The 13783-nt window shown below is 27.4% G+C and carries 12 protein-coding genes; 1 reads left to right on the top strand and 11 read right to left on the bottom strand.

The window, feature by feature from the left end; genetic code table 11:
• Positions 1-3: 3 nt before the first annotated feature.
• The 10 genes from JW646_RS19115 to JW646_RS20185 all read right to left on the bottom strand — a co-directional run bounded on the left by JW646_RS19115 (position 4) and on the right by JW646_RS20185 (position 11349).
• Positions 4-600, bottom strand: a complete 597-nt coding sequence (locus JW646_RS19115) for a HutD family protein (protein ID WP_148556818.1) — start codon at positions 598-600, stop codon at positions 4-6.
• 178 nt (positions 601-778) lie between these two features.
• On the bottom strand, positions 779-1543 hold the full coding sequence (locus JW646_RS19120) for a phosphoenolpyruvate hydrolase family protein (protein ID WP_334302566.1): 765 nt from the start codon (positions 1541-1543) through the stop codon (positions 779-781).
• Positions 1544-1656: 113 nt separating this feature from the next.
• Positions 1657-2181 carry a Tm-1-like ATP-binding domain-containing protein gene (locus JW646_RS19125; RefSeq protein WP_148556819.1) on the bottom strand — a complete coding sequence of 175 codons (525 nt, stop codon included), beginning with the start codon at positions 2179-2181 and terminating at the stop codon, positions 1657-1659.
• Between the two features lie 87 nt (positions 2182-2268).
• Positions 2269-3489, bottom strand: a complete 1221-nt coding sequence (locus JW646_RS19130) for a phosphoenolpyruvate hydrolase family protein (protein WP_148556820.1) — start codon at positions 3487-3489, stop codon at positions 2269-2271.
• Positions 3490-3569: 80 nt separating this feature from the next.
• Positions 3570-5528 (bottom strand): sensor histidine kinase, encoded by a 1959-nt coding sequence (locus tag JW646_RS19135; RefSeq protein WP_148556821.1) that lies wholly within the window; start codon positions 5526-5528, stop codon positions 3570-3572.
• 404 nt (positions 5529-5932) lie between these two features.
• Positions 5933-8233, bottom strand: a complete 2301-nt coding sequence (locus JW646_RS19140; protein WP_148556822.1) for a PAS domain-containing sensor histidine kinase — start codon at positions 8231-8233, stop codon at positions 5933-5935.
• Between the two features lie 170 nt (positions 8234-8403).
• Positions 8404-9318: an alpha/beta hydrolase fold domain-containing protein gene (locus tag JW646_RS19145; protein WP_206923469.1), complete on the bottom strand. Its 915-nt coding sequence runs from the start codon at positions 9316-9318 to the stop codon at positions 8404-8406.
• A gap of 259 nt (positions 9319-9577) precedes the next feature.
• On the bottom strand, positions 9578-10360 hold the full coding sequence (locus JW646_RS19150) for a nucleotidyltransferase domain-containing protein (RefSeq protein ID WP_228416029.1): 783 nt from the start codon (positions 10358-10360) through the stop codon (positions 9578-9580).
• 94 nt (positions 10361-10454) lie between these two features.
• Positions 10455-11057 (bottom strand): hypothetical protein, encoded by a 603-nt coding sequence (locus JW646_RS19155; protein WP_074916806.1) that lies wholly within the window; start codon positions 11055-11057, stop codon positions 10455-10457.
• A 160-nt stretch (positions 11058-11217) separates the two neighbouring features.
• On the bottom strand, positions 11218-11349 hold the full coding sequence (locus JW646_RS20185) for a hypothetical protein (RefSeq protein WP_255701455.1): 132 nt from the start codon (positions 11347-11349) through the stop codon (positions 11218-11220).
• 85 nt (positions 11350-11434) lie between these two features.
• Between JW646_RS20185 and JW646_RS19160 the strand changes: the two genes are divergently transcribed.
• Positions 11435-13033, top strand: coding sequence for a peptide chain release factor 3 (locus JW646_RS19160; RefSeq protein ID WP_228416030.1), 1599 nt, complete (start codon positions 11435-11437; stop codon positions 13031-13033).
• Positions 13034-13177: 144 nt separating this feature from the next.
• On the opposite strand, the gene JW646_RS19165 is transcribed toward JW646_RS19160, so the two are convergent.
• Complete coding sequence (locus JW646_RS19165) at positions 13178-13765, bottom strand: hypothetical protein (protein WP_331478043.1); 588 nt, start codon at positions 13763-13765, stop codon at positions 13178-13180.
• Between the last annotated feature and the right edge of the window lie 18 nt (positions 13766-13783).

Raw genomic sequence — 13783 nt, forward strand, 5'->3', positions numbered from 1 at the left:
GTTTTAATAGTATACTTTTGTTCTTATTATATGTGAATTAAATGTGTCATTATTTTCTAGCTTAATATTTAGTTTGTCACTATTTTTTATTATAGCTACATCACCACTTTTTAATAATTTACTTTCATCATCTACACTTATATATATTTTACCTTTTACAATATAGAAAACTTCTGTAAAATTTTCATATTTATCTTTATTATTCTGTTGAAAATTTATATGATCTTTCAAGTTTATATGCTCTATTATACCATCAGTATTTTCATTTAACATTAAGTTAAAATCTGTTACTTTTCCATAGCTTTTAGTATTCCAATGTGCATAAAAAGTGTCTTGGTCAAACTTTTCAAGAGTAATTTCATGGTGATTTTCATGTACTAATTTAAGTTTTCCATCTAATATCATAATTTTTCTTTTTATATTTGGTAGTTTGGTAAAAGTAGACTCTTCTAAATCAACTTTTGCTGAGCTGATTCTAAATTTAAAATTTCTATTTTCATAAAGTTCATTTTCTGGATAAATATAAAGTTCAGTGGTTCTTCCCCCTGACCACTTGCTTGTTGAAAGTTCCTCTTTTTTTACAACTTTAATATGACTCATAATATTCTCCCTTCATATAAATATTGAATTAATGCCCCATAACCTAATTATACATAAGTTTTCTCTAAAATATAATTACATAAACTTTGTACTAACATTATGATAATGACATTTTGATAAAATAAAATACTGAAATATAATTTTATATTTCAGTATAAATGAGTAAGGTTCTAAAATTTTATTTTTTTCTTATAGCTTTAAATGATGCTACTTCATCCTTAATGGCTTTTGTTGTTTGAACTTTATCTAGATGAGAAGTTAGTAAGAAACCATCTATGCTTTTTACTTTTTCTATTATGTAACTAACGTCTTCTAGTTCTAATATAGGTCCCCCACAACAAAGAAACATTATATCTGGATTAACTTCTTTTCCTGCTTTAATTATAGTTTCTATTTTTTCAACGCACTCTTGTAAAGTAAGAGTTGTTTTTACCCCTATTGTTCCTTTTGTATTTAATCCCATATGTGCAATCAATATGTCTGCTCCTGCCTCTGCCATTTTTTTTGCTTGCTGCGGATCAAATACAAAAGGAGTTGTAAGCATGTCTAGATTATGGGCTTTATTTATCATGTCAACTTCTAAGTCGTAGCCCATTCCTGTTTCTTCTAAGCTTTGTCTAAAAACACCATCTATTAATCCTACTGTTGGGAAGTTATGAACTCCACTAAATCCTTGCTCTTTTAATTGATTTAAAAACATGTCCATTAGTCTAAATGGATCTGTGCCACATACACCAGCTAGAACAGGCGTGTTTTGTACAACTGGTAGTATTTCTGCTCCCATATCTAAAACGATTTGGTTTGCATCTCCATAGGATATTAATCCTGCCAGTTGTCCACGCCCTGCCATTCTATATCTACTTGAGTTATAGATGATAAGCATGTCTGCGCCCCCGGCTTCAATACTTTTAGCTGTAGTGCCTGTTCCAGCTCCAACTCCCACTAGTATTTTCCCTTGATTACATCTTCATTAAATTTGTTAATAACTTCTTTTCTTGTCATCTTATTCATTGAATTTTCCTCCAGTTAGTTTTCTAATTTCTATATATTAAATTATTAATTATTCTCAAATTTAAGCATTCCAGCAATTGTAAAAACTGCTATTTTTGTAGAAGTATAATTGGATTGATCTACATCCACAATGGTTGGCATCATGGCAATGTCACTTTTGCCCACGTATTGTGGTATGTCTTCAGATGAATCTTTTGATATCACAAGCTTTGGCACATCAATAGGTAATGCCTTCATCGCAGGTGTTATTAATGAAGTTTCTCTAGAACCTGCAAAAAAAATAATTCCATTAAATTTCCCTTCCTCGTAAAGTTTCGGTATTAAATTTTCCATTCCCTTTGATAAAACTTCTGTTGTCAATTCTAAGTTTTTTTCTTGAGCAAGAACTTTCATGCTTCTTCCTGCTGCTTTTACTACTTCTTCGTTGGAAATATCAGGTTTGAAAGTTGATTTAGATACGCCTGTATGTATTGTATAAGCATTTAGTTCTAAACTTTCAATTAGCTCTTTGGCATATAGATATTCCGTACCCTTTGTATCAAAGGGACCTGCTATTGCAACGGTTTTCATCCATAATTCTCCCCTTTTGATTCATTTTGTCAAATTAGTATAAATTTTGTTATTTTTACTACCAAAATTAACCTTATATCTATACTATTATTTTTCATTTTCTAAGTAAATGTCTTTATGTTCTAACTTTTTGTGTTTATGTTTTATTGGGGAGTATCCTTTATACTTTTTAAACATTTTACTAAACTGAGAATAATCATTGTAACCTACCAACGCAGCTACTGTTGATAAGGGTATATCTTTTTTATTTAGTATGTCAGCTGCTTTGTTTATCCTAAAGTTTACTAAATATTCTGTAAAACTACAACCTACTTCTCTTTTAAATAAACTACTCAAATAACTTCTAGATACGTGCACTGATTTAGCTAAATCTGAAAAAGATATGTCATTCATATAATTTTTATCAACATATTCTTTTATATATTCAACATAATTACAATTCCCTTTGATTTTATCTAGTTTTTTACTTATTAGGTCATCTTCATCCACATTAGAAGATACTTTAAAACTTTTTACTGTTTTTGTAATCGCTTTTTCTAATGGTATTCTGTCAAAAGGTGAACCACCAATATATCCCATTAAATTTTCATTACTGTACATGTATTTAATATCTAATGGAGTTTTAATAGGACCACCATAAATTAACTTAATTATATAAGGATTTATCTCATTACACTTATTAAATATTTTTCCCATTTTTGTCTTTACATATTCCAGTGAAAATTTTTTTTCATCTCCTAATAAACCTTCTTCTGTAAATCCAAGATGTACACATATAGCATCAGCTCCTGCTTCAATCATTTGTTTAGCTTGTGTTTCATCAAATACAAATGCTATAGTAAACAAACCTTTATGGTGTGCTTTTTTAATTAAATCCACTTCCAATAAATAACTGCATCCTGACTCTTCAAGAGCTTCTCTAAATTTACCATCAACAAGTCCAATTGAGGGATAATTGTTCACACCAGAAAAACCAATTTCAATTATTTTATTTAAGTAAGCATCCATATTTTTAGTAGGGTCAGTAGCATTTACTCCAAATATAACAGGTATATTTTTTACTAGGGGTATTATTTCTTTTGATCCAAATTCCATGACCAAATCATTACTATTACAATAGGGTAAAAAACTTGCTAATACTCCTCTTCCCATTTGCCGAAATTTGGCTGAACTAAGAGCCAAAAGGAAGTCTGCACCAGCATTTTCTGAGTACTTCGCAGTCATACCAGATCCTGTTGTCACACCAACAATATGGTTTCCTTTATTTATTTGTAACATAAGTTTTTCCAGTATTTCTTTTCTCTTCATATGTTTTCCCCTTATACCCCTTTTACATTAAATAAAGCTACTAAATAAGTATATCATATACAAATTTAGTAGCTTTATAATTATATATTTGCCATTTCAATTTTTACTACATCGTTAATATTTCTGTCAGTTTTATTATCTATATCGCCGTCTATACGATCATCATTAGAAAGATTTAAGGTTATTTCAAAAGTAGTTCCTTTGTTTTCTTCACTATCAATTTCAACTTTACCATTGTGTAATTTAATTATTTCATCTACTATGCAAAGTCCAATTCCACTACCTTCGCTTTTTCTAGATAAAATAGAATCTACTTGATAAAATCTATGGAATATTTGATCTACTTTTTCTTTTGGTATTCCTATACCATTATCTTTTATACTAATATAGACGAATTTATTGTCATGTTTTATATGAACTTCTATTCTACCATTTTTATTAGTGTATTTTATGGCATTGGAAAGCAGGTTCAATATAACCCTTTCTATTTTTTCTTTGTCTATAGAAGTTATTATTTCTTCTGCATCTGTATCAAATAATATTTCTATATCTTTCTCATTTGCATAATCAACTGTAGCAAATACTATATCTTCCACCACATAAACTATATTTTCGTTTTTACATCTACATTCATAAAAACCTGAGTCAAATTTTGTAATATCTATTAAATTGTTTATAAGTCTTCTTAGTCTGTTACTGTTTTGGTTGATTCTCTCAACTTTATCTAGTATATATTCTTTTTTTACTTCTTCATTTCTATTTACTTTCATTTCTAGTAAAGTGGATGCGCTACTTATTATATTTAAAGGCGTTCTTAGTTCATGACTCATATTTACTATAAAATCAGTTTTTAATTGCTCTCTTTCCTTAGCAATATCATATAATTTTTTATTTTTAATATTATTTTTTCTATGTTTAAACATCATGGTAATTATATATGCCATGGTAATAAGTAAAAATAGTATAATTAAAAGCATTTGCATTCTTTCATTTTTTGTAATTAACAATTCATGGGGCTTTCTATTAACTACAACAGTCTCTTCAGGAAGGTCAGATGGGTTTATATTGTATTTATATATTTGTTCATAATCAACCATATAATTTGCCCCTACCCTATTTATAAATGGTACTGAAGATATGCCTTCTTCTTTATATATTTTCAAAACCATTTTCCCAAGAGATTGGCCATATTCACTTCCTATATCAATATAACCACCTATAACACCTTTACCTATATAGTCTTCTCTACTTGTATATATTGGCATATGTTTTATTTCTTTTATTTTTCTAATTAATTCCTCAGAATTAGCATAATAGTAAGTACTTTTATCTTTAAATACTCCACATATTAATAATGCTTCATTATTTTCATCCATATTTTTAATTTTACCAAGTATTTCGTCTTTATATTTAACTTCAATAAAATTTAAATTTATATGATTATCTAATAAATATCTATTTCTCAATAATTTATCTTTTATATCTTTACAATAGCTGGTATCATCAATTAAAACATTTATTTTTTTTATTTTTGGCTGAAGACGTGTAATTATTTTAATTAGTTCTATTTTTGATCTACCGTCCATAAAACCTGTTATATATTTTTTCTCTTCAGGTGAAAGATTTATTATTTCACTAACACCAGTAGTAACAATTATTTTTTTGTAAAAGATACTATCTTTATGAAGCAAACCTTTCCTAGCCAGATTGAATGCTTCGTCGTCTACTGTAACCACCATATCAAAATTACTATCTTTATATTTTGTATTTAATAATTTCTCAAAATCCCTTAAATATTTCTCATTATTATTATTCCTAATATCTAAATACTCAGTTTTTATATTAATGTTAGGGTTATCTTTTGTGGATTCTTTGAACCCATCTTTTATGCTATTTTCCCATTTATTATCTATATCATAGGAATTTATTAAAAGAATATTGTGTACGCCCTTATTATCTTTTATTTCTCCATAAATATTGGTAACTGAACTTAGCAATATTATTAATGATATTATTAGCAGCCTATTTATTTTTTTCATCTTAATTTTATGCTCCTATTAGTTAAATTATCATGCATATGCAAATTGTTTAATATGTAGATTTATATAAATAGAACAAATGATAATAAAATTTCCCCTTAATTTATTATTTATTGTTTCCCTACACATTAAATATATTTATAATAATAATTTGACAAAAAATTCAATTTACCTCTTCGACAATTATTATTATATATAAATATTTTATGTTATTTTTACCTTAAACACGACACAGATTGTCAAGTTTTGACTTTCCTAATATCTATAATAAAGAATTTTCACTCAAATTTCAAATAAAAAAAGACAAATCCTAAATTTACTTACAATAAACTTAAAAAGCCTAAGCTTTTGCTTAGGCTTTTTTATACGTTTTTTAAGTTTTCTTATATATAAGTTCTTTTGATCTAACAAATATCTGATAACTCTAAAGTTATTCTCTCTTTGTCTACATCATAATCTGTTAGGCCTTCTTCTAGTTTCATATTAGGTATCTCTATTGTAAACTCACTACCTATATCCTCACTACTTTCTATACTTATTTTTCCTCCTAGTAAATCAACTAGTGATTTTACTATGCTAAGACCTATACCACTTCCTTCATTTTCTCTTTTTATTGTTTTATCTACTCTAACAAATTTTTCAAAAATACTTTCTAGCTTTTCTTTAGGAATACCAATTCCATTATCTTTTACTGATATATTTACATAGTTATCATCAAAACTTAAATTCACAAATATTTCTCCGCCACTTGGAGTATATTTAATAGCATTAGAAAGAAGGTTTAACATTATTCTTTCCATATGTTCTGCGTCACATCTAATTATATGTTCTTCTTCATCTGTATCAAATATAATTTGAATATTTTTTTGTTGAGCATATGTTATAACAGACATGGTAACATCTTCACATAATTTTACTATGTCATAATTATTGAAATTTATTTCTTTAAAATCTGAATCAAACTTAGTTAAATCAATTAAGTTTGTAATCATTCTAAGCATTCTATAAAAATTAATTTTCAACCCTGTGTTATATTTTTCATATACTAATTTAAACTCATTTTCTTTTTTGTCTAAGTTCAAGTCTAATAGTTGTATAATAGAATAGAAAATATTTAAAGGCGTTTTTAACTCATGAGATAAGTTAGCGAAGAAATCATTTTTTAATTGCTGATGAACTTTAATCTTTTCATTTTCATTTTTTAGTAGTTCTAACTCTTTTCTATATGTAGTATTTCTAGATACAAATATCCAACCTTCATCATTGATTCGTGTTCCTAATGTCTCCACATCTATAATAGTTTTATCCTTGCATATTAAGTGTAATTCTCCAAATATTTTGTTCTCTTCACGATTATAGTTATAGTTATAATAATCAATTATTATATCTTTTATGTCAAAATTAATTATTTCATTTTCTTCATATCCTAATAATTTATAAACTTCTTTATTTGCGTACCTGATTCTTTCATCTTTATCTACGATTATTATTATATCTCCACTTTTTTCAGTTATTACATCAAAAATTCTATTTTTTTCTTCTACTTCTTTTTTTAATTTTATTATTTCTTTATTATAGTTAATTTGAACAACGTAGATTATTCCATGGTCTTTACTTACTTGTGTTCTTATATCTAACAAAACCTCATCCTTATTATCTTTAGGTATTACACCTTTCCAACTTTTATTATTTATTAGTCCTTCTGTTATAATAGATTTGTATTTTTTATCAAGCTTTTCAAATCCTTTTTTTAACTTTTCTTCTAGATATTTTAATGATTCCATATTATTTTCATTAAAATTATATTTCTTTCTTGCTACTTTATTTGCATAAATTATTTTCCAACTTTTATTAAAAAAATACATTTCTATATTCATAAATTCATTGTCTAATATATTATAAAAAACGTCTAAATCTTGCATATCTTTTAATTTACTATTTGTTTCCATATTACTTATAATTAGTATTCCTATACTATATACAGTCAACCCAATATACATAATTAATAAGGATAAAACTGCATATTTGTAATTTTCCATATTATCATTGTAAAATGTTAGTGTATAAAAATTTTTCAAACATCTGCTTAACAAAAATACTGTCCATAAAATATATATACAGTCATTTGTTTTTTTAAATTTTTCAAAGTATTTAAATGAAGCATAAATATAAATTATATCTCCACAAAAAAATAGAATTTGTATATAATGATTTGTAATTAAAGTTTTGCTACTAAATAGTGATAATTCTATGTAGGATAATATTAAGCATAACAATACCATACAAAAAGTGAAAATACCCTTTTTATTTAAAATTTTATTTTTAAATTTTGTGTTTGGTATAATAGTCATTATTATAAGTATTTTATTTATGATAAATAAATTTATCAATAAATGTTCATCTTGAATATTTACCCACATTGTTTGATTTGAAAGATGTAAAAAAAATGCAATAATAAAGTAAGTTATATAGAAAATTATATCATTATTTTTCTTTAACATATAATAATATAGGGAGGATACAATTGCTCCTAAATATATTAACAAAGATAATATTGATACTAAATCATGTATATTTTTATTATGCATATCAATATTAAATGTTGAGTCATGTATTCCTAAAATCATTAAAAGTATTATTAAAATTACTGCATGTTTTATAAAATTTATAATGAATTTTTCATTTTTTTTTGCATTTAAAATCATATATTACCTCCAAATAATTTCTTCGTCCTATGTATTTTCTCTTTTATACAATTAATTTGCTTTTTATATGCATTTTCCTTCAAAAAATATAAATTTGTTAGAATTATATTAATTTTTTAAGTCTATAAATACAAAAAAAGCCCCCAAATGAGAGCTTTTTGTTTACATAACTAAATAACATGTTCTTTTATAAATTGAATTGCTGACATAACAGATTTATATAACTTTCCACTTATAAAGTTTTCCTTCATCTTACTAGATAAAGACTGGGATTTAAGTGGCATATATTTTAGCAAGAAATAAAGTTCCACAAAGCCAGGTTCCATTTCACTGTAATTTTGGTAGTATACTTCCGTTCCACTGCTTTGTAGCATTCTTGCATATTTTTCACCTTCACAGCTAAAATTATCTTCTTCTCCACAGATCATTATTGTCTTTGGCATACCTTTTAATTCTTCTTTAGAGGCATAAATAGGCGATACAAAAGGATTTTTTAGCTCAGCCACGTCATTTACATATTTATCAGGAGTTATAAAATTACCATATATACCTTTATTTGTAGTTGTAGTTAAATCTAAACAAGGGTAATTTAATATTTGTGTTTTTATATAATTAGTATTGTTAGCTCTATCAAGAAGAGCTGCTGATGTGGCAAAATTGGCACCAATGCTACTTCCAAATATTATTACCTTATTTGTGTCAAAATCAATTTGTGATGCATTTTTCATAAAATAGCAAATCACATCATAAACATCATTTATGGCACATGGGAACTTGCTTTTTCTAAAATTCTTATATGATATAGAAACTACATTACACTCAAACTCATTGTGGATCATATGCCAAAACAAATCGTCATAGTAATAGTTGTCCCTAGTAAATTCACCACCATAAACTCCAAATATAATAGGTGCGTTTTTTTTCTTTGCTTTGTAATATGTAACTTCTATTTTATGTCCATTGAGAGGTAGATATATGGGCCTTCCACTTATACATATTGGTTCAGACTTCTTTTCTTTATTGTTAGATATTTTCTTTATCTGTTCTTCCATTTCTTCATATACTGGGATTAGTTCTTGATTCATTTTACTCCTCCTCTACTTCTATCTTTTTTACTAAAAGTTAATTGTGGCCTTTAAATATTACTTAAGTACATTAAACTATATTTATCTTAAATAAACCTTAAGTGTGTATTTCTCCTCAAGTAAAAAAGCCATAAAAGTTATTATAGCGTGGGGCTATTTCTATACCTTCATGGCCTGTTTTCTATGTATGTTTATAGTTATCAATCAATTATCTCTCTTACTATTAATTTCGATTTTCATTTGCAAAACCCTCTATTTATTATTCTATTATTTTATCTAGATTTTTAATTATTCTTTCTACTATAAGATTACAATCTTCATTAAACATATTTTCAAAAAGTTCATTTATATTTTCTTCAAAATCAATTGGTAGTATTTCACATAAATCTATACATTGTTGTATTAGTCTTTTTTCCCCAGGGTGGCTTAACTTATTTATAGCAAATATTATATCAAAGTAACTTACTAAAAACTCAGTAATTCTATGATTTATGCTAACTTTATCATTACGTTTTATAGCTTTTTTAATTTGCATATCATAGGATGGAATTACTCCATTTAGAAGTTTTCTATTTTTGCTTATTATATTATCTCTTAATTTATCAGGATAGGTTATATTATATTTTCTTTTTAATTCGTTTAATTTGCCATTTTTGTCGTATAAAACTTTACAACTAATTAGGTTATGCCATAAACAAGTGGTATACCCATTATTAGCTATATTTTTCCCCACTACATTACTTATAGTCACATCAAAATATTCTATATTACGATAAATAATATCTATATCAGTATTTGAATTTAAAGTACAGTTATCTTCAACTTCCCAGTAATGATTTTCTATTTCTATTTTACAACAGTATTTGGATAATACATTCATTCTAATGTCTTTAGGAATATTTTCCTTTACATATACATAAACATCATAGTCTGAATTATCATCATATTTTCCACCTGCCCTAGAACCTCCAAGAGCAATAGCTTCCACTTGGTTCCACTTAGAAATATCTTTAAATAAATCTTCTACCTTTACTTTGTTCAATATTTACATCCCCTTTATTCAATTATTAAAAAACAAGGATGTATCTTTTTTGATACATCCTTCTTCTTGTTTGTTTTTTGCATATTTTTTTACTTTAATTGTAGTTCCAGTCAAATCCACAATCTTTACAATATCCTTCGTTGTCATTTTTTATATTTAAGTTACTTTTTCCACAAGATGGACATATGCCTTTTTCTATATAATAAATGTCTGGTTTTGGAAGAGGTTTATTTTCTTCTTGATTATCTTTGCTTTCATATGCTTTTCCATCTGCTACACATTGTGTCCAACCGTTGTCAAAACCTTTAGCATATCCTCTGTCATAATCGTTTTTTATAGATCCGTTCCATTCATTGTCGTTTATTTGAGCTTTATAATAACCATCTTTATATCCCTGTTTGTAGCCTTTGTCATATTCACTTTCTTCTTTTTTATTTGATGTATCTGTTGTCTCTGTTTTTTTATTGTCACTTTCAGTGTCTTTTTCTTCTGTTTTGATTTCTGGTTTTTGGCTTAGCCATTTTGTTTCTTTTCCACAATCCTTACAGTATTTACTTTCTTCCTTTGACTCAGCTGCACATTCACTGCAGTAGACTGTTTTTTCTTCTTTTGGCGTTTCCTGCGTTTTTACATTACTTTGTGAGCAACCTGTGCTTATACTTAATACTACTATTAACGCTAACATTAACTTTTTCATGTCATACACTCCCTCATAATTTAAAGTACACTTTTTACAAATTTATGTAATTATATAATAGCAGATTTTTTATAAAATACAAAATTTGGATATGAAATCCTTACAATTAAAATAATACTAGTTTAATAAATATTTGACATTTTTACACCTTCTACTTTTTTCATGCGACATGTTCAAATTCTTCCCCTTCCATGGATGATAAACTATCTCCTTTTATTTTGTTATCTATTATATATTGACAGTTTTTAATTAAAGTTATAATATCAATTAGTATTGTAGTTTTTTTGTACATATATAGTTATGTTCATCTTAAAACTACAACTAAATATATTTTTATATTTGTATAATCATAAAATTAAAATAAAGGATGATAAAATATGACACAACAAAATATAAGCTTGATTAATGAGGTTAAAAGAAGAAGAACCTTTGCAATCATTTCCCATCCCGATGCAGGAAAAACTACATTAACTGAAAAGTTTCTATTATATGGTGGAGCCATTCGTGAAGCAGGATCGGTTAAATCAAGAAGATCTCAAAAACATGCAGTGTCTGACTGGATGGAAATAGAAAAACAAAGAGGTATATCTGTTGCATCAAGTGTTCTTCAATTTGAATATGATAACTTTTGTATAAATATTCTTGATACTCCAGGACATCAAGATTTCAGTGAAGACACTTATAGAACTCTTATGGCTGCAGACTCTGCAGTAATGGTTATTGACTCGGCTAAAGGTGTTGAGGATCAAACAAAGAAATTATTCCAAGTTTGTAAAATGAGAGGAATTCCAATTTTCACTTTTATAAATAAAATGGACCGTCAAGGAAAAGACCCATTTGAACTACTTGAAGATATTGAAAATGTTCTAGGAATTCGCTCTTGTCCAGTAAACTGGCCAATTGGTTCTGGTAAAGAATTTAAAGGTGTGTTTAACCGTCACAAAAACCAAGTTGAAGTATTTAATGATGGTAACCATGGACAATCTATTGCTAATTGTATAACTGGAGATCCATCTGATGAAAAGTTTAATACTTTACTTGGTAGTGATCTTCACGAAAAACTATTAGAGGATATTGAACTTTTAGATATTGCTGGAGATAATTTTGATTTAGATGGAATATTAAAAGGTGAATTAACGCCAGTATTCTTCGGAAGTGCCCTTACTAACTTTGGTGTGGAGCCTTTCTTAGAATCTTTCCTAGATATAACAGCTCCACCAAGTCCTCGTAGCAGTAATTTAGGTGAAATTGATCCTAACTCTGAGAATTTCTCAGGATTTATATTTAAAATTCAAGCCAATATGGATAAAAATCATAGAGACAGAATTGCCTTCCTTAGAATTTGCTCTGGTAAATTTGAAAAAGGTATGACAGTAAATCATGTACAAAGAGGTAAAAAAGTTAAGCTTTCTCAGCCTCAACAGTTTGTGGCACAAGACCGTGTTATAATAGACTCTGCTTATCCAGGTGACATTATAGGTATACATGACCCAGGAATATTTAATATTGGTGATACACTAAGTGAAAAACAATCAAATTTAGAGTACTCTGGTATACCACAGTTTGCTCCTGAGCACTTTATGAAAATATCTACAAAAAATGCTCTTAAAAGAAAGCAATTCGTAAAAGGTCTTACGCAATTAGCTGAAGAAGGTGCTATACAAGTTTATAAACAGCCTAACGGTGGTATGGAAGAACTTATTGTAGGAGTTGTTGGTGTGCTTCAGTTTGAAGTTTTAGAATATCGTCTAAAACAAGAATATGGTGTTGATATATTAATGTACGGACTACCTTACAGTCATGTACGTTGGATTGAAAATGACCTTTCTAAATTTGGTAAACTTACAATGCCAATGGATACACTATTAGTGGAAGATAAAAATAGAAATCCAGTAGTGTTGTTCGCAAATGAATGGTCTGTTAGAACTCTTATGGATAGAAATGAAGGTTTAGTTTTAAGAGAAACTTCTTTATAGAAAATTTGCTTTGCTTATATAGACAAGGACTTTCATAAGAGGGTCCATTGTAAAAATAGCCATAAAAGTTTGTAAACAGATACATCTGTTCAGTAAACTCTTATGGCCTTTTTAATATATACTTAAAAAGAATATGGCTAATTTTTATAAACTTAATAACTTCTTTTTTATTAAGTTAACTTGTTTCCTAGTATATACACTCTCATCATATGGCGATTTATTATTCCTATCAGAGTTTATTACCTCTTGATTATAGTTAATAAATCCTAATAAATCTCCATCTTCTAAGTTGGATTTTATAAACTCTTCATCTTCATTATTTCTTATCTTATTTCCAACAACAAATACTTTTCTTACTCCTATGTCTCCTCCAAGTTGCTTAACTTTTCGATATGTCTGAATACTTCTCTCCCCTGGTTCTACTACAACTACGAAAGCATCAACTCCTTGAGCTGTACCCCTTCCTAAATGTTCTATTCCTGCTTCCATATCCATTATAACTACATCTTTGTTTTGAAGTATCAAGTGAGAACATAACCTTTTAAGTAGTACATGCTCTGGACATACGCACCCTGAACCACCATAATCCACACTACCTAAAGTAAGCAATCTTACACCATTATGTTCTTTGCAATATTTTTGTGGAATATCATCTACTTTAGGGTTTAATTTAAACATTTTATTAAATGTACCACTTTGAGATGATGTCCTATCTGATATAACATCTTTCATATCTGCTATAGGTACTAT

The sequence above is a fragment of the Terrisporobacter hibernicus genome (assembly GCF_020809405.1).
Lineage (GTDB): Bacteria > Bacillota > Clostridia > Peptostreptococcales > Peptostreptococcaceae > Terrisporobacter > Terrisporobacter petrolearius.

Coding starts and splice junctions, on each gene's coding strand:
- JW646_RS19115 (WP_148556818.1), bottom strand. CDS start 600: ATGAGTCATATTAAAGTTGTAAAAAAAGAGGAACTTTCAACAAGCAAG.
- JW646_RS19125 (WP_148556819.1), bottom strand. CDS start 2,181: ATGAAAACCGTTGCAATAGCAGGTCCCTTTGATACAAAGGGTACGGAA.
- JW646_RS19130 (WP_148556820.1), bottom strand. CDS start 3,489: ATGAAGAGAAAAGAAATACTGGAAAAACTTATGTTACAAATAAATAAA.
- JW646_RS19135 (WP_148556821.1), bottom strand. CDS start 5,528: ATGAAAAAAATAAATAGGCTGCTAATAATATCATTAATAATATTGCTA.
- JW646_RS19140 (WP_148556822.1), bottom strand. CDS start 8,233: ATGATTTTAAATGCAAAAAAAAATGAAAAATTCATTATAAATTTTATA.
- JW646_RS19145 (WP_206923469.1), bottom strand. CDS start 9,318: ATGAATCAAGAACTAATCCCAGTATATGAAGAAATGGAAGAACAGATA.
- JW646_RS19155 (WP_074916806.1), bottom strand. CDS start 11,057: ATGAAAAAGTTAATGTTAGCGTTAATAGTAGTATTAAGTATAAGCACA.
- JW646_RS20185 (WP_255701455.1), bottom strand. CDS start 11,349: ATGTACAAAAAAACTACAATACTAATTGATATTATAACTTTAATTAAA.
- JW646_RS19160 (WP_228416030.1), top strand. CDS start 11,435: ATGACACAACAAAATATAAGCTTGATTAATGAGGTTAAAAGAAGAAGA.
- JW646_RS19165 (WP_331478043.1), bottom strand. CDS start 13,765: ATGAAAGATGTTATATCAGATAGGACATCATCTCAAAGTGGTACATTT.